Here is a 15,188-nt window from a genome sequence, read left to right as displayed (position 1 = left end):
CGGCGGCGCACTTGACTTGCCTCAACTGAGCCTCGGCGCCCCCTGCCGAATGGTTTGCAAAGGGCCCAAGCGTGGGATGATGGGGGCGGCTCGCGAATTTCGTCCACAACCGCAACCACAGCCATCCATGGACACCTACGACCCCAGCATGTCGGCCCGCTTCCGGGATCTGCTCGTCGCCCGCGCGCGCGAGCTTGGTGAAATCCTCCACCATGAGGCAGACGGCGCCGGCGAGGATCCCACGCGCGAAGTCGGCGACTACAAGGACGCCGCCGGCCAGGAAGCGATCGCGGCCGTGGATGCCGCGCATGCGGCGCACGCCGGACGCGAGCTGAAGCAGATCCGCGCGGCCCTCGAGCGCATCGCCGACGGCAGCTACGGCCAGTGCCTCGATTGCGGCGAGCCCATCGACCTGCGACGGCTGCTGGCCCTGCCTGCGACGCCGTTCTGCACCGCATGCCAATCGGCCCACGAGCACGGCGGCGAAAGGCGCTGATCATGTTCAAGCACATTCTGCTGGCGACCGACGGTTCCACGGCGTCCGAACGCGCGGCCCGGATGGCCGTGCAGCTGGCGCGCTCGCAAGGCGCCAGGCTCACCGCGGTCCATGTGGTGGACGCCATTCCCTATCTCGGCATCGGCGACACCAATCCCATGGGCCTGCACGCTTACCTGTCGGCCGGGCGCGAGCATGCGGCGGCGGCGCACGCCAAGGTGGCGGCCCTGTGCGCCGAAACGCAACCTGCGCTGCCGGTGGAACTGCGGCTGGTGGAGAACGCCCCGACCATCAAGGGCATCCTGGACACCGCCGAGCGCGAAGGCTGCGACCTGATCGTGGCCGGAACGCACGGCCGCACCGGCCTCGAGGGCCTCCTGATCGGCAGTGTCGCGTCCAAGCTGGTGAGCACGGCCCCTACGCCGGTGCTGATCGTGCGTTGACGGCTCGATGATCGAAGCCGGGACGGTTCCTCCCCCCAACACCCTGCGCCTCAAGCGCATGGGCATCGACAGTTACCAGGAGCCCGTGCTGTACACGCGGCGCGACTGCCATGTGTGCCTGTCGGAAGGCTTCGAGGCGCAGTCCCGCGTGGAGATCTCGCTGGAGGGGCGGCGCATCGTCGCCACGCTCAACGTCGTCGATGGCCCGCTCCTGGACGAGTCCGAAGCCGACCTGTCCGAAGCGGCCTGGCGGCTACTGCGCGCGCAGCCCGGCGACACCGCGACGCTGCGCCACCCGCCGCCGCTGGAGTCGCTCGGCCATGTGCGCGCCAAGGTGTATGGCCGCCGCCTCACGCCGGCCGCCTTCGACGCCGTGATCGCCGACGTCGCGGCCGGGCGCTACTCCGACCTGCAGCTGGCCGCGTTCGTCACGGCCTGCGCGGGCGAGCGTCTGGACCTGGAGGAGACCGTCGCGCTCACGCGCGCCATGGTGAACGCGGGCGAGCGCATGCGCTGGAGCGACGGGCTCGTGATGGACAAGCACAGCGTCGGCGGCCTGCCCGGCAACCGCACGACCATGCTGATCGTGCCCATCGTCGCGGCCTGCGGCCTGCGCATGCCCAAGACGTCTTCGCGGGCCATCACCTCCCCGGCCGGCACCGCCGACACCATGGAGACGCTGGCGCCGGTGGAACTGGACGTGCCTCAGATCCGCAAGGTGGTCGACGCGGCCGGCGGCTGCATCGTCTGGGGCGGTGCCGTGCGCCTGAGCCCGGCGGACGACGTGCTGATTCGCGTGGAGCGCCCGCTGGACCTGGACAGCCAGGGCCAGCTGGTGGCCTCGGTGCTGTCGAAAAAGGCCGCCGCCGGCGCGACGCACGTGCTGATCGACATGCCAGTCGGGCCCACCGCGAAGGTGCGCAGCGCGCCGGCCGCGGAAGTCCTGGCCAGACAACTCTCGCTGGTCGGCGAAGCGCTGGGCATGCGCGTGCGGGTCGCACACACCGACGGCAGCGCCCCGGTCGGGCGTGGCATCGGCCCGGCCCTGGAAGCGCGCGATGTGCTGGCCGTTCTGCGGCACGAATCCAATGCGCCCGGCGACCTCACGCAGCGCGCGGTGCACCTGGCCGGCGAGCTGCTCGAATTCGGCCAGGCCGCCAGGGAAGGCCAAGGCGCCGCGCTGGCCTCCGCCGTGCTCGCGGACGGCCGCGCCTGGCGCAAGTTCCAGCAGATTTGCGAAGCGCAGGGCGGCATGCGCGAGCCCCCCCGTGCGCCGCACACGCTGCCGGTGGCCGCGGCGCGCAGCGGCTCGGTCATCTCGATCGACAACCGCCGGCTGGCGCGCGTGGCCAAGCTCGCGGGCGCGCCCAAGAGTCCCTGTGCCGGCATCGACCTGCTGGTGCAGCACGGGGACTTCGTGGAGCGCGGCCAACCGCTGTTCGTCTTGCATGCCGCCTCGCCCGGCGCGCTCGCCTATGCGGCCGAGTACGCGCGATCGCAGCCCGACACGATCCACGTCGTGGAGGACGCCTGATGCTGATCGTCGCCCTGCCCGGCGCTGCCCGCCTCGCCGCCACGCTCGCCGCCGAGCTGGGCTGCCCCACCAGCGCGCTGTTCGCTCGCCGCTTCCCCGATGGCGAGACCCTGGTGCGCCTCGACGCCGCTGTCGAGGGCGAAGCGGTGGTCTTCGCGGGAAGCCTGGAACGTCCCGACAGCAAGACCCTTCCGCTGGTATTCGCCGCCGATGCCGCGCGTGAACTGGGTGCCGCCAAGGTCGGCCTGGTCGCGCCCTATCTCGCCTACATGCGGCAGGACGACCGCTTCCATGCCGGGGAAGCCATCAGTTCGCGCAGCTACGCCTCCGTGCTGTCGTCCCACCTTGACTTCCTGGTCACCGTGGATCCGCACCTGCACCGGTGGCGCGCACTCTCCGACATCTACACGATTCCGACCCAGGTCGTGCCTGCCGCCCCTGCGATCGCGGCCTGGATCGCCGCCAACGTGCCGGCGCCGCTGGTGGTGGGGCCGGATGCCGAAAGCGAGCAATGGGCGGCGGAGGTCGCGCGCCTGGCCGGCGCGCCCCATACCGTGATGCGCAAGACGCGCCACGGTGACCGCAAGGTCGGGGTCGAGTTGACCGAGCCCGGCCCCTGGCCCGGCCGGACACCGGTGCTGGTCGACGACATCATCTCCACCGGGCACACCCTGATCGCCGCGGCGCGGGCGCTGCGTGGAGCGGACGCCGGGCTGGGCGCGCCGGTCTGCATCGGCGTGCATGCGCTGTTCGATGCCGCCGCGCTCGAACGGATGCGAGCGGCCGGCATCGCGCGCGTGCTGACCTGCGACACCGTGCCGCACGCCAGCAATGCGATCGCCGTCGGTCCGGCGCTGGCGCAGGCCGCGCGGCAGCAGGCCGCGGCGTGATATGAGCAAACGCATCCTGGTCATCCAGGGCCACCCGGACCCGGCCGGCGCGCACCTGTTGCATGCCCTGGCCGACGCCTACACCGACGCAGCCCGCCAGGCGGGGCACGCGGTGCGCACCACGCGCATCGCCGAACTGGACTTTCCGCTGCTGCGCAGCCAGCAGGAGTGGGAGCAAGGCGAGTTGCCGGCCGCGCTGCAGCAGCCGCAGCAGGACATTGGCTGGGCCGAGCACATCGTCCTGTTCTTCCCGCTGTGGCTGGGCGACATGCCGGCTCTGGTCAAGGCCTTCCTGGAGCAGGTGGCGCGCCCGGGCTTCGCCTTCCACTACAAGGACGGCGGCTCGCCCTTCAGCGCCAAGGGCCTGAAGGGCCGCACGGCACGGGTGGTCGTCACCATGGGCATGCCCGCGCTGGTCTATCGCTGGTACTTCCGCGCGCACAGCGTCAAATTGCTGGAGCGCAACATCCTCGGCTTCGTCGGCATCGCGCCGGTCAATGAAACCCTGATCGGCATGGTGGGCAAACTGAAGGAGGACGAGGCGGAAAAGTGGAAGCGCAAGCTCGCACGGCTGGGCGAACTGGGTGACTAGGGCCGGGGCCGGGCCCGGGTCGCCGTTGACTTGACGAAGATCAGGATCGAGGAACCCTCGCCGCTGTACGCTGTGCGTCAACATGGGACGGCATAAGCTTCACGACGACCTGCAGGCGATGCTGACGGGCACGCTGCTGGCTGCATTCGGCATCGTCCTCTTCAACGAAGGCGGGCTGCTCGCCGGCGGCACCGTGGGGCTGTCGCTGCTGCTGAACTATTCGACCGGCCTGGAGCTTTCGCTGTCCTTCGTGCTGGCGAACGCGCCCTTCTATGCCTTGGCCTGCTGGCGAATGGGGCGCGAATTCACGTTCAAGACCATCACCTGCGTGTCGCTCACCGCGCTGTTCGTGCATGTGCTGCCGCGGGTCATGGTGTTCTCGCACGTGTCGCCTTTGGCCGCCGCGGTTTTCGGCGGGCTGCTCGTGGGCGTGGGCATCCTCGTGCTGTTCCGCCACACGGCAAGCCTGGGCGGACTCAACGTGCTGGTCTTGTATGCGCACAAGCGCTGGGGCGCCAGCCCGGGCCGGCTGCAGCTGGCGCTGGACGCGGCCATCCTCCTGGGCGGCGCGCTCGCACTGGGAGACTTTCGGCGCCTGCTGCCGTCGATCCTGGCGGTGACCGTGCTCAACATGGTGCTGGCCTTCAACCACCGGCCCGGCCGCTACTCGCCCGCGACCTGAGCGAAGGCCGCGCAGGGCGTCCCGCGCGGACTCGGCGGATCGTGCATACACTCCAGCCATGACCATCGACTGGAATCATTTCACGCCCTGGGCCTCGCTGGCCGGCGGGCTGCTGCTGGGACTCGCCACGGCGGCCTTCATCCTGCTCAATGGCCGGGTGCTCGGCATCAGCGGGATCGCCGGCGGACTGGTGCGGCTGCGCCGCCATGACACGCTCTGGCGCCTCGCCTTCGTGCTGGGTCTGGTGACCGCGCCGCTGGTGTATGCGCTGCTGGCAGCGCCCGTGGCGCCGCGCATCGACGCCGGGTGGGGCACGCTCGCCGTGGCCGGACTGCTGGTCGGGGTCGGCACGCGCTATGCGTCGGGCTGCACCAGCGGCCATGGCGTGTGCGGCCTGTCGCGCCTGTCGCCGCGCTCGCTGGTCGCCACGCTGGCCTTCATGGCTGCCGGCGTCATCACCGTGGCCACGGTCCGTCATCTTCTGGCTTGAAGCGGGCGACACCATGAGCAAGCAGCGCATTCTCGAATTCCTGATCGGCCTGCTGTTCGGTCTCGGCCTGATGGTCTCGGGCATGACCGACCCGGGCAAGATCATCGGCTTCCTCGACCTGTTCGGCACCTGGGACCCCTCGCTCGCCTTCGTGATGGCCGGCGCGGTCCTCGTAGGCGCGTTGGCCTTCGCCGTGGCCCGCAGGCGCACCAGCACCCTCCTCGGCGGCGCCTTCGACCTGCCGTGGTCGCGTGACATCGACAGCCGGCTCATTGCCGGCAGCGTGGTGTTCGGCGTGGGATGGGGCCTGGCGGGTTTCTGTCCCGGTCCGGCGCTGGTCTCGCTGGGCACGGGCAACCTCAAGGCGGTCGTGTTCGTGCTGGCGATGCTCGCCGGCATGGCCGTCTTCGAGCTGCTCGAAGGACGCATGCGCCGCACTGCCGGCGCAACGACCTGACCCCGTTACGAAGGGGTCTCAGCCCTGGGCGCCGCGCCCGTGTGGCTCGCGCCAGGGCGCAGGGCCTTCATGCGGCACATGGCCGGGCGAAGGCTGGTGCGCGGGAAGGTGCGCGCGCAAGGCCTTCACCTCCCGCTCCAGCGCCTCGATCCGGTTCAGGTACTCGATGATCAATCCGACGGTGAACAGGTCGAGGTCAAAGGCACGGCGCAGGCGCGTGGCGTGGCGCAGCGGCACGACCCATTCGGCACTGAACACCAGGGTCTCGCCGGCCACGGGCTGGAGCGCCCCATAGTCCAGCAGCTCCTTCAGTTCATCCTCCGAGATCCGGCACGCGCTGCACAACTCCTGGGCCGGGATGGTTTCGTGCACATCGAGCCGGTGCCATTCAGTGGCTTGAACTTTCACTGGAACCCTCCTTGGCGGCGACCGCGCGCGGATTGAAACGCGAGGCCTGCGCCAGTTGCTCGACCAATTCGCGCTCGCGCTCGCGGGCGCTCAGCGTGGCGGGTGTATTTCACGCCGGCGTCTTGTGGAGCTCCCGGCCCACCCCCAGCGGCGCTGGCGTTGCCATCACGATGCGCGTGAACAGCTGCTCGTACGCCGGGTCGGCCACGCCGCCGGCCAGCGGGTCGCGCTCGTTCTCGAAGGTGCGATCGAGCTCGGCCCAGTCCGAGGGCTTGAGCACGCGCTCGGCCACCGGCAGCACTTCGGTCTCTTCCATGCGCATGTGCTCGAGGTAGAACCGGACGTAGGCCTGCAGATCCTTCGCGAACCCGGCGCGGCGCGATTCGCCGACCAGTTCCCAGGCCAGGAGCTGGTGCTGCAGCGCCCGGACGCGTCCTTCGCCCTGGACGTGGTCGATTTCCAGCTGCCGGATCACCGGCATCAGCTCAGGTGCCAGCCGCGCGAGCTTGGGGAACAGCAGGTTCGACTCCTTGGGATGGTGACGCTGCTCCGGAAATTCATCGATGTAGAAAAGCATGGCCCGCAGCAGGTCGAAAAAGCGTCCGGGCTCGCCACCCGGGCCCTGTTCGACCAGGGGCAGCATGGACCGCAGCACCGCCGCCACGGCCACATGCTCGTCATGGATCACCTGCAGGGCGGCCGGGGTTCCCATGATGTGCCGCCGTCCTAGTGCACCCGGGTCTCGAACATCCGCGTCAGGCCTTCGAGATCGGTGATGCGGATGTGCTTCTTGTCGACCTCGAGCAGACGCTGCTGCTGGAAGGCCGAGAAGGTACGGCTCACGGTTTCCAGCTTCATGCCCAGATAGCTGCCGATCTCGGCGCGCGACATGCGCAGGTGGAACTCGCACGGCGAGTAGCCGCGCGCCTTCATGCGCTGCGACAGGTTCAGCAAGAAGGCCGCCAGGCGCTCTTCGGCGTTCATGCTGCCCAGCAGCATCATCAGGCTGTGCTCGCGCACGATTTCCCGGCTCATCAGCCGCGCCACCACCATCTGCAGGTTCGGGCTCTGCTGGGCCAGCTCGTTCAGGTGGGCATACGGGATCGCACAGACCTCGGTGTCCTCCAGCGCCGTGGCACTGCTCGCGTACTTGCCGGCCGCCAGGCCGTCCAGGCCCATCAGCTCGCCGGCGATGTGCAGGCCGCTGACCTGCTCGCGGCCGTCGGCCAGCATCAGGCTCGACTTGAAAGTGCCGCTGCGCACTGCGTAGATGAACTGGAAGCGGTCGCCCTCCCGGTACAGCACCTCGCCGGCGGCGATCTTGCGGCGGGCGAACTTCAGGCCGTCCAGGCGCTCCACCTCGGGGCCCGTCAAACCGCAGGGCAGGCAAATGTCCTTCAGATGGCAGCTTGAACACTGCGTCTTGATCGCTGCCACCGGTATCGGCCTCGCCGATGCGGGCGCGATCGGGATGGTGCGGGGTGCTTTTTCGGCGGCGATGGTAGACATGAGTTTCTTCTCTTTCGGTGATGTCAAATCGTTGCGTGGTTCGGCGCGTCGTTCACGACCCGGGCCAGCTGGTCGAACTCCGTGGACTTATCGAGGAAGCACACGGCCCCGGCGCCCAGATAGCGCTTGCGGTACGCCGGGTTGGAGTTGTTGCTGAAGACCACGAAGGCAATCTGTGGATTGGCGGAACGAACCTTGCGCAGCACTTCGAGACCTTGGCCTCCGACAAGCTGCACGTCAAGCACGACCACATCGGGCCTCGTTTCAAGAATTCCGTCGATGCACCCCTGCGGCGTCTCCCCCTCGCCCACGATTCGCGCATCGATGGACGAAAGCATGTCGGCGACGCGGACCCGGATCGGACCGGAGTCGTCGGCGAGAAAGACCTTGATGGGAGCGGCACTGAACATGCCGTTACTTTGCCCGGCCCCCCCATGCACCGGCATCGGCGTCCGCTGAATCGGCGCTCGGAAGGCTCCGATTCGGAAGCGGCGCGCCGTCCGAGTCTGCCTAGGAATCGTCCTAGGCGCGCCGGCTAGTCTTGGGCGCGGTGCTTAGGCGATATCGTCGCCGGCCAGGCCGTGGCGAATCGCGTAGCGAACAAGCTCGCTCTGGTTGTGCAAGCCCAGCTTTTGCATCAGGTTGGCCTTGTGGGTGCTCACGGTCTTGACCGACAGCTTCAGCTGCCCGGCGATGTCGGTCACCGAAACGCCTGCCACCAGCTGCCGGAATACCTCGAACTCACGATCGGACAGGGTCTCGTGCGGCGGCTTCTCGCCACCTGGCATGGCGCCCAGCGCCAGCTGCTCCGCCACCTCGGCGCTGATGAAGGCGCCACCGGCAGCGACCTTCTGGATGGCCTGCACCAGCTGCGCGGGGGCACTTTCCTTGGTCAGGTAGCCGCTCGCGCCCGACTTGATGGCGCGCACGGCATATTGCGTTTCCTGGTGCATGCTCAGCACCAGGATGCGCAGTCGCGGGCGCTCGGACTTGACCAGCTTGATGAGCTCCATGCCGCTGCGGCCCGGCATCGACAGGTCCAGCACCAGCACATCGAACTCGCGCTCGCGCACCAGCCGGATGACCTCATTGCCGTCGGCGGCCTCGGCCTCGACCTGCAGGCCCGGGGCCTCCGCAACAATGCGCTTGAGGCCTTCGCGCACGATGGCATGATCGTCGGCGATCACCAGCCGGATCATGCGCCCGCCTCCGTCCGCCGCACCGGGATGAAGGCATCGATGACCGTCCCCTGCTCGGGCCGGCTGTGCACCACCACGCTGCCCTTCAGCAGCTGCACCCGTTCGCGCAGGCCCGCCAGCCCCATCGACTGCGGCTTGCGCGGCGCGCCCGTGTCGAAGCCGACGCCGTCGTCCTGCACCTTCAGGCGCAGCCCGCCTTCCACCGGCGCGATGCTGACCGTCACTTTGCTCGCCCGGGCATGCTTGGCGACATTGACCATCGATTCCTGGACGATGCGAAACACCGCTGTCGCATAGGGTTCGGCGAGTTCGAGCTCCTCGTCGGCATCGATCCGGCACACGACGCCAGAGCGCTGCGTGAAGTTCTGCGCCAGCCATTCGATCGCGGGCATGAGCCCGAGGTCGTCCAGCACCAGCGGACGCAGGTCGGCGGCGATGCGCCGAGTCGAGGCCACCGCGGTGTCCAGCATGCCCAGCATGTCGCCGATCCTGTGCAGTGCGCCTTCCGGGTCGCGCCTGAGGTTGTCCTTGAGCCAGTTGGCGTCCATCTTGAGCGCGGTCAACTGCTGCGCCAGCTCATCGTGCAGTTCGCGGGCGACGCGGCTCTTTTCCTGCTCGCGGATGGCGCTCGCCTGGGCGGCGAAGGCCGCCAGGTCTTCCTGGGCGCGCACGCGCTCGGAGACGTCGCGCAGGATGACGGTGTAGAGCTTGCCCTCCGGCGTGTCGAGCTGGGAGATCGACGCGTCCATCGGAAACTCCTGTCCGCCCTGGCGCAAGCCGTGCAACACCATCTCCCCGCCCATGCGGCGGGATGTGGTGCCGGTGGTGCCGAAGCGCCTCATGTGGGCGGAGTGGCTGGCGCGGAAGCGCTGCGGGATCAGCATGTCCAGCGGCTGGCCCATGACCTGCTGCTGGGGCCAGCCGAAGGTCTTCTCGGCCGCGCGGTTGTACAGGACGACGCGCTGCGCCGCATCGACCGTGATGATGGCGTCCATCGCCGAGTCGAGCATGCCCGCCAAGCGGGCGGCCGCGTTCTGGTCGGTAATCGATGAATTCGACAAACGGTAAACCCCTTCACGGGGAATTTACCGCATCTTGCAAAGCCGCCGGTCCGGCAGGGCAGGCCTACGGCGTCCGGGAACTCAGCGAACCGGGGCAGCCTTCCGGCCGTTGCGAGGGATCGAACGGGCACTCGTTGACTTCGGCCGGCCGCATGTGCAGCAGGATGGCCAGCGCGCAGGGCCCCAGGCTCACCACCCAGAACACGAAAAAGGACACCGTATAGACGCTGCGCCGCGACCAGCCCAGCGGGCCTCCGCCCCACTGAAGCTCCAGCGGGTCCGCGACGGCGAAGACGATCAGTTCGAGCATGCAGGCCGCCAGAAAGGCCGGCCAGGCAACCCAACCCAGGCGCTGCAGCCACATGGACATGGCTATTTCCTTTCCGCCGCGGGCGTGGCGGCGTGATTGCGGCCTTGCTGCGCCGGCAGGTGCGCGCGTTCGCGCGCCAGCTGCTGGTTGATCTCGAGTCCCTGGCGGTAGTAGTCCTCGGCGATCACCGGATCGGGCGAAGACACCGCGAGCCACATCGTCACCACCCCTGCCACCACGACGGCCGCCGGACCGCTGATCAGCAGCCACACCTGGCCATGCTTCCACCAGGGCTTGGGCTCGTTCGGCTCGCTCATCGCTCTCTCCTTCAGGGATTGCCCGCCCTACCGCGGCACCAGGAAGACGGACTTTTCACTGACATGGGCATCGCCACTGGCCGCTCCGATCCTGAAATAGATCGGATGCGAACCGGGCGCTGCCGAACCATATGGTATCTGCAATCGCACGGCGACCCAGCGCGACTCGGCCGGCCCCACGCTCACTTCCGTCTCCGAAGCCACGGCGATACCCTGCAGGCCCTCGGCGCCGATGCGGTAGATCTGCGGCCGCTCGGTGGCGTTCATGATCTGCAGGCGATAGACGTTCTCGAGCTTTCCGCCTTCGACGATCCGCGACAGTGCAGCCCGGTCGCGCACCACATCCACCTTCAGCGGCGTGCGCATGGCCAGGCTGAAGGCCACCGCCAGGCACAGCGCGCCGAGCACGGCGGTGTAGATCAGCACGCGCGGGCGCAGGATGTGCCCCCAGATCTCGCGCCGGGTCCAGCCTCGCTTGATCGCGTTCTGGGTGGAGAAGCGGATCAGGCCGCGCGGGTACCCCATCTTGTCCATGACGCCGTCGCACACGTCCACGCAGGCGGCGCAGCCGATGCATTCGTACTGCAGGCCTTCTCGGATGTCGATGCCGGTGGGACACACCTGCACGCACAGGCTGCAATCGACGCAGTGGCCCAGCTGCAGCTGCTTGATGTCGGCCTTGCGCGAACGCGCGCCGCGCGGTTCGCCACGAGCGACGTCGTAGCCGACGACCAGCGTGTCCTTGTCGAACATCGCGCTCTGGAAGCGCGCGTACGGGCACATGTACTTGCACACCTGCTCGCGCAGGAAACCCGCGTTGCCGTAGGTCGCGGCGGCGTAGAACAGCACCCAGAACACCTCCCAGCCGCCCATGCGCGTCTGCAGGAATTCCAGGCCGAGCTCGCGAATGGGCGTGAAATAGCCGACGAAGGTGAACCCGGTCCACATCGCCAGCGCGCCCCACAGGATGTGCTTGAACCACTTCTTGACCAGCTTTTCCATCGACATCGGCTGGCTGTCGAGCTTCATGCGGGCGGTGCGATCGCCTTCGACCTTGCGCTCGATCCACAGGAACATCTCGGTGTAGACGGTCTGCGGGCAGGCGAAGCCGCACCACAGGCGGCCGGCCACGGCGGTGAACAGGAACAGCGACAGCGCGCTGATCACCAGCAAGGCGGTGAGATAGATGAAGTCCTGCGGGTACAGGACGAAGCCGAAGATGTAGAAGCGCCGCGCCTCCAGGTCGAACAGCACGGCTTGGCGGTGGCCCCATTCCAGCCAGGGCAGCCCGTAGAAAATGACCTGCGTGAGCCACACGAAGGCCCAGCGCCACCATGCGAATCGGCCCGTGACGGAGCGCGGATAGATCTTTTTTTGCGCCTCGTAGAGGGACTGCATCTCGCCTTCGTCGTCGGCGAGCGGAACGATGGGTATCACTTTCATGGGTTGCGCATCTGCTGCGGCAGCAATCATGCGCCGGGAATCGGCGCTTCGCTTGACCTATGTCATGGCAAAAGATAACGCGGGACGGGAGCGGCGCGAACGCCCCTCCCGCCCCGCGGGAAATGGGTCCTGGCTGATCAGGGCGACTTGATGTTGGACAGGCCCCAGACGTAGGCGGCCAGCACGCGAATCTGCGCTTCGGTCAGCTTGGCCTCCTGCGCAGGCATCACATTGGTCTTGCCGGTATTGATCATGTTGACGATGGCCTGCTCGCCATATCCGTGCAGCCAGGTGTTGTCGGCCAGGTTGGGCGCGCCCACGGCCTGGTTGCCCTTGCCGTCGGCGCCGTGGCAGGCGGCGCAGGCCGCGAACTTGGGCTTGCCCAGCTGCGCGCGCAGCGAATCATGCGGCGCGCCCGACAGGCTCAGCACGTAGTTGGCGACGTTCTTCACGTCGTCAGCCGAACCGACCGCGGCCGCCATCGGCGGCATCGCGCCGTTGCGTCCCTTGGTGATCGTCTCGATGATCTTGTCGGGCGTGCCGCCGTGCAGCCAGTCCTTGTCGGCCAGGCTGGGAAAGCCCTTGCTGCCGCGCGCATCCGAGCCGTGGCACTGCGCGCAGTTGTTCATGAACAGGCGCTCGCCGATGGCCTTGGCATTCGCATCGCCGGCCAGATCCTCGACCTTCTTGGCCGTGAACTGCGCGTACAACGGCGCCAGGTCGGCCTCGGCCTGCTTCATTTCGGCGGCGTGCTCGCCGCGCGTGGTCCACTTGAGCTGGCCCTCGTAGCTGCCCAGCCCCGGGTAGGCCACCAGGTACAGCAAGCCGAAGATGATGGTGATGACGAACAGCCACATCCACCAGCGCGGCATGGGGTTGTTCAGCTCCGACAGGTCCTCGTCCCAGACGTGGCCCGTGGTGTTGTCGCTGTGCGAAGGCACCTTGGTCTTGGCGGTGACCCACAGCAGGACCGCGCAGCCGATGATGCCGGCGAGCGTGATGGCGGCAACCCAAACCGACCAGAAATTCGCGTTGAAATCGCTCATGCGTGTGCTCCGGCTTCTTATTGTTCGTGGCTGAATGGAATCTGCGCATCCGCTTCGAAGCGCTCACGATTGCGCCGCGAAAAGGCCCAGGCCAGGATGCCGATGAAGACCAGGAAAGAGACCACCGTCGCGGCGATGCGCAGGGTGTTGATGTCGATGTCCATGCGTCTGCTCCTTACTTCAGCGCCAGCCCGAGGCTCTGGAGATACGCCACGACGGCGTCCATCTCGGTCTTGCCCTTGACTTCGCCCTCCGCCTTGGAGATCTCGGCGTCGGTGTAAGGCACGCCCACCATGCGCAGCGCCTTCATGCGCGTCGGTATCGCCGCGGCGTCGACTGCGGTCTTCTCGAGCCAGGGATAAGCCGGCATGTTGGACTCGGGCACCACGTCGCGCGGATTGTTCAGGTGGACCTTGTGCCAGTCGTCGCTGTACTTACCACCCACGCGGTGCAGATCCGGTCCGGTGCGCTTGCTGCCCCACTGGAACGGATGGTCGTAGACGAACTCGCCCGCCACCGAGTAATGCCCGTAGCGCAGCGTCTCGGCGCGGAACGGGCGGATCATCTGCGAGTGGCAGTTGTAGCAGCCCTCGCGCAGGTACACGTCGCGGCCCGCCAGCTGCAGCGCGGTGTAGGGCTTGACGCCGTCCACCGGTTGCGTGGTGCTCTTCTGGAAGAACAGCGGCACGATCTCGACCAGGCCGCCGAAGGCGACCACGATCAGAATCAGCACGATCATCAGGAAATTGCTCGTCTCGATCTTCTCGTGCGAGAAACCGGTCGAGGATGAAGGATTGGCCATGGTTGTTCTTTCCTCAGGCGGTTTGCGGTGCCGGCACGGCGATGCGCACGGAGCGGCCGTTGGCCACGGTCATCGCGGTGTTCCAGGCCATGATCAGCATGCCGGTGAGGTACAGCAGGCCGCCGAAGACGCGGATCACGTAGAACGGATAAGTCGCCTTCACCGATTCCACGAAGGTGTAGGTCAGCGTGCCGTCGGTGTTGATGGCGCGCCACATCAGGCCTTGCATCACGCCGGCGATCCACATGGCTGCGATGTACAGCACGATGCCGATGGTGGCCACCCAAAAGTGCGCCTCGATCGCCTTCACCGAATACATCTGCTTCTGGCCGAACAGGCGAGGCAGCAGGTAGTAGATCGAACCCATCGAGATCAGGCCGACCCAGCCCAGGGCGCCCGAGTGCACGTGGCCGACGGTCCAGTCCGTGTAGTGCGACAGCGCGTTCACCGTCTTGATGGACATCATCGGGCCCTCGAAGGTGCTCATGCCGTAGAAGGACAGCGACACGATCAGGAAGCGCAGCACCGGGTCGTCGCGCAGCTTGTGCCAGGCGCCCGACAGGGTCATGATCCCGTTGATCATGCCGCCCCAGCTGGGCGCCAGCAGGATCAGCGAGAACACCATGCCGACCGACTGGGTCCAGTCCGGCAGCGCCGTGTAGTGCAGGTGATGCGGGCCGGCCCACATGTAGGTGAAGATCAGCGCCCAGAAGTGGACGATCGAGAGGCGGTAGCTGTAGACCGGACGCTCGGCCTGCTTCGGGATGAAGTAGTACATCATCCCGAGGAAGCCCGCGGTCAGGAAGAAGCCGACCGCGTTATGGCCATACCACCACTGCACCATCGCGTCCTGCACACCGGCATAGGCGGAGTAGGACTTCATCCAGCCCGCGGGCACTTCCGCGCTGTTGACCAGGTGCAGCAGCGCCACGGTCAGGATGAACGCGCCGAAGAACCAGTTGGCGACGTAGATGTGCCTGACCTTGCGGGTGCCGATGGTGCCGAAGAACACGATCGCATAGGACACCCAGACCAGCGTGATCAGGATGTCGATGGGCCATTCGAGTTCGGCGTATTCCTTGCCGGTCGTGTAGCCCAGGGGCAGGCTGATCGCCGCGGCGACGATCACCACCTGCCAGCCCCAGAACGTAAACGCTGCCAGCGACTTGGCGAACAGCGGCACGTGGCAGGTGCGTTGCACCACGTAGTAGCTCGTCGCGAACAGCGCGCAGCCGCCGAACGCGAAGATCACCGCGTTGGTGTGCAGCGGACGCAATCGGCCGTAACTCAGCCAGGGGATGCCGAAGTTCAGCTCGGGCCAGGCGAGTTGGGCGGCGATGAATACGCCGACCAGCATGCCGACCACGCCCCACACGACCGTCATCAGCGAAAACTGCCGCACGACGGTGTCGTTGTAGACGACTGCGGCTCCTGGATTCTTGTTCATGAAAAACACCTCTGATCGTAGGGTTGGAAGTGTTACGCGCGAGACACAGCAGAGATTTGATG

The 15,188-nt window shown here is 67.3% G+C and carries 21 protein-coding genes; 8 read left to right on the top strand and 13 right to left on the bottom strand.

The features are described from left to right. Nucleotides 1-127 precede the first annotated feature (127 nt). The 8 genes from UC35_RS20420 (at nt 128) to UC35_RS20385 (ending at nt 5,584) form a co-directional block, all read left to right on the top strand. Nucleotides 128-496, top strand: a complete 369-nt coding sequence (locus UC35_RS20420) for a TraR/DksA family transcriptional regulator (protein WP_061502968.1) — start codon at nt 128-130, stop codon at nt 494-496. A gap of 2 nt (nt 497-498) precedes the next feature. Then, nucleotides 499-939, top strand: coding sequence for a universal stress protein (locus tag UC35_RS20415; RefSeq protein WP_061502966.1), 441 nt, complete (start codon nt 499-501; stop codon nt 937-939). Nucleotides 940-946: 7 nt separating this feature from the next. Further along, a complete protein-coding gene (locus tag UC35_RS20410) occupies nt 947-2,473 on the top strand; it encodes a thymidine phosphorylase family protein (protein WP_061502964.1) in 1,527 nt (508 codons plus the stop codon). Beyond that, nucleotides 2,473-3,363 carry a ribose-phosphate diphosphokinase gene (locus UC35_RS20405; RefSeq protein WP_061502962.1) on the top strand — a complete coding sequence of 297 codons (891 nt, stop codon included), beginning with the start codon at nt 2,473-2,475 and terminating at the stop codon, nt 3,361-3,363. The genes UC35_RS20410 and UC35_RS20405 overlap by 1 nt, the downstream gene beginning before the upstream one ends. Before the next feature lies 1 nt (nt 3,364). Beyond that, nucleotides 3,365-3,955 carry an NAD(P)H-dependent oxidoreductase gene (locus tag UC35_RS20400; protein ID WP_061502960.1) on the top strand — a complete coding sequence of 197 codons (591 nt, stop codon included), beginning with the start codon at nt 3,365-3,367 and terminating at the stop codon, nt 3,953-3,955. A gap of 82 nt (nt 3,956-4,037) precedes the next feature. Then, nucleotides 4,038-4,637, top strand: coding sequence for a YitT family protein (locus UC35_RS20395; protein WP_061502958.1), 600 nt, complete (start codon nt 4,038-4,040; stop codon nt 4,635-4,637). 58 nt (nt 4,638-4,695) lie between these two features. Further along, nucleotides 4,696-5,127 (top strand): YeeE/YedE family protein, encoded by a 432-nt coding sequence (locus tag UC35_RS20390; RefSeq protein WP_061502956.1) that lies wholly within the window; start codon nt 4,696-4,698, stop codon nt 5,125-5,127. Between the two features lie 13 nt (nt 5,128-5,140). Further along, nucleotides 5,141-5,584 (top strand): YeeE/YedE family protein, encoded by a 444-nt coding sequence (locus UC35_RS20385; protein ID WP_061502954.1) that lies wholly within the window; start codon nt 5,141-5,143, stop codon nt 5,582-5,584. Between the two features lie 18 nt (nt 5,585-5,602). Here the strand turns inward: UC35_RS20385 and UC35_RS20380 are convergent, their stop codons facing one another. The 13 genes from UC35_RS20380 to ccoN all read right to left on the bottom strand — a co-directional run bounded on the left by UC35_RS20380 (nt 5,603) and on the right by ccoN (nt 15,126). Continuing rightward, nucleotides 5,603-5,992 (bottom strand): chaperone modulator CbpM, encoded by a 390-nt coding sequence (locus UC35_RS20380; RefSeq protein WP_082793411.1) that lies wholly within the window; start codon nt 5,990-5,992, stop codon nt 5,603-5,605. 109 nt (nt 5,993-6,101) lie between these two features. Further along, complete coding sequence (locus UC35_RS20375; protein ID WP_061502952.1) at nt 6,102-6,704, bottom strand: hemerythrin domain-containing protein; 603 nt, start codon at nt 6,702-6,704, stop codon at nt 6,102-6,104. Between the two features lie 14 nt (nt 6,705-6,718). Then, nucleotides 6,719-7,501 (bottom strand): fumarate/nitrate reduction transcriptional regulator Fnr, encoded by a 783-nt coding sequence (gene fnr / locus UC35_RS20370; protein WP_061502950.1) that lies wholly within the window; start codon nt 7,499-7,501, stop codon nt 6,719-6,721. A gap of 23 nt (nt 7,502-7,524) precedes the next feature. Continuing rightward, nucleotides 7,525-7,911 carry a response regulator gene (locus UC35_RS20365; protein WP_061503968.1) on the bottom strand — a complete coding sequence of 129 codons (387 nt, stop codon included), beginning with the start codon at nt 7,909-7,911 and terminating at the stop codon, nt 7,525-7,527. A gap of 144 nt (nt 7,912-8,055) precedes the next feature. Next, nucleotides 8,056-8,700, bottom strand: a complete 645-nt coding sequence (locus UC35_RS20360; protein ID WP_061502948.1) for a response regulator transcription factor — start codon at nt 8,698-8,700, stop codon at nt 8,056-8,058. Next, complete coding sequence (locus tag UC35_RS20355) at nt 8,697-9,761, bottom strand: PAS domain-containing sensor histidine kinase (RefSeq protein ID WP_227820393.1); 1,065 nt, start codon at nt 9,759-9,761, stop codon at nt 8,697-8,699. Before UC35_RS20355 ends, UC35_RS20360 begins: the two co-directional genes overlap by 4 nt. Nucleotides 9,762-9,825: 64 nt before the next feature. Continuing rightward, nucleotides 9,826-10,131: a hypothetical protein gene (locus UC35_RS20350; RefSeq protein WP_321572375.1), complete on the bottom strand. Its 306-nt coding sequence runs from the start codon at nt 10,129-10,131 to the stop codon at nt 9,826-9,828. Nucleotides 10,132-10,133: 2 nt separating this feature from the next. Continuing rightward, entirely contained in the window at nt 10,134-10,388 is a 255-nt protein-coding gene (locus UC35_RS20345; protein ID WP_061502946.1) for a FixH family protein, read from the bottom strand. Between the two features lie 27 nt (nt 10,389-10,415). Beyond that, nucleotides 10,416-11,831: a cytochrome c oxidase accessory protein CcoG gene (gene ccoG / locus UC35_RS20340; RefSeq protein WP_227820392.1), complete on the bottom strand. Its 1,416-nt coding sequence runs from the start codon at nt 11,829-11,831 to the stop codon at nt 10,416-10,418. Between the two features lie 137 nt (nt 11,832-11,968). Continuing rightward, nucleotides 11,969-12,877: a cytochrome-c oxidase, cbb3-type subunit III gene (gene ccoP, locus UC35_RS20335; protein WP_061502942.1), complete on the bottom strand. Its 909-nt coding sequence runs from the start codon at nt 12,875-12,877 to the stop codon at nt 11,969-11,971. 17 nt (nt 12,878-12,894) lie between these two features. Continuing rightward, a complete protein-coding gene (locus UC35_RS20330) occupies nt 12,895-13,041 on the bottom strand; it encodes a cbb3-type cytochrome oxidase subunit 3 (RefSeq protein ID WP_173861270.1) in 147 nt (48 codons plus the stop codon). An 11-nt stretch (nt 13,042-13,052) separates the two neighbouring features. Beyond that, nucleotides 13,053-13,679 carry a cytochrome-c oxidase, cbb3-type subunit II gene (gene ccoO / locus UC35_RS20325; RefSeq protein WP_061502939.1) on the bottom strand — a complete coding sequence of 209 codons (627 nt, stop codon included), beginning with the start codon at nt 13,677-13,679 and terminating at the stop codon, nt 13,053-13,055. 13 nt (nt 13,680-13,692) lie between these two features. After that, nucleotides 13,693-15,126 carry a cytochrome-c oxidase, cbb3-type subunit I gene (ccoN, locus tag UC35_RS20320; protein ID WP_061503964.1) on the bottom strand — a complete coding sequence of 478 codons (1,434 nt, stop codon included), beginning with the start codon at nt 15,124-15,126 and terminating at the stop codon, nt 13,693-13,695. Nucleotides 15,127-15,188: the final 62 nt, after the last annotated feature.

The organism is Ramlibacter tataouinensis, from assembly GCF_001580455.1.
Taxonomy (GTDB): domain Bacteria; phylum Pseudomonadota; class Gammaproteobacteria; order Burkholderiales; family Burkholderiaceae_C; genus Ramlibacter; species Ramlibacter tataouinensis_B.
This window is presented reverse-complemented; position numbering and strand designations above follow the sequence as displayed.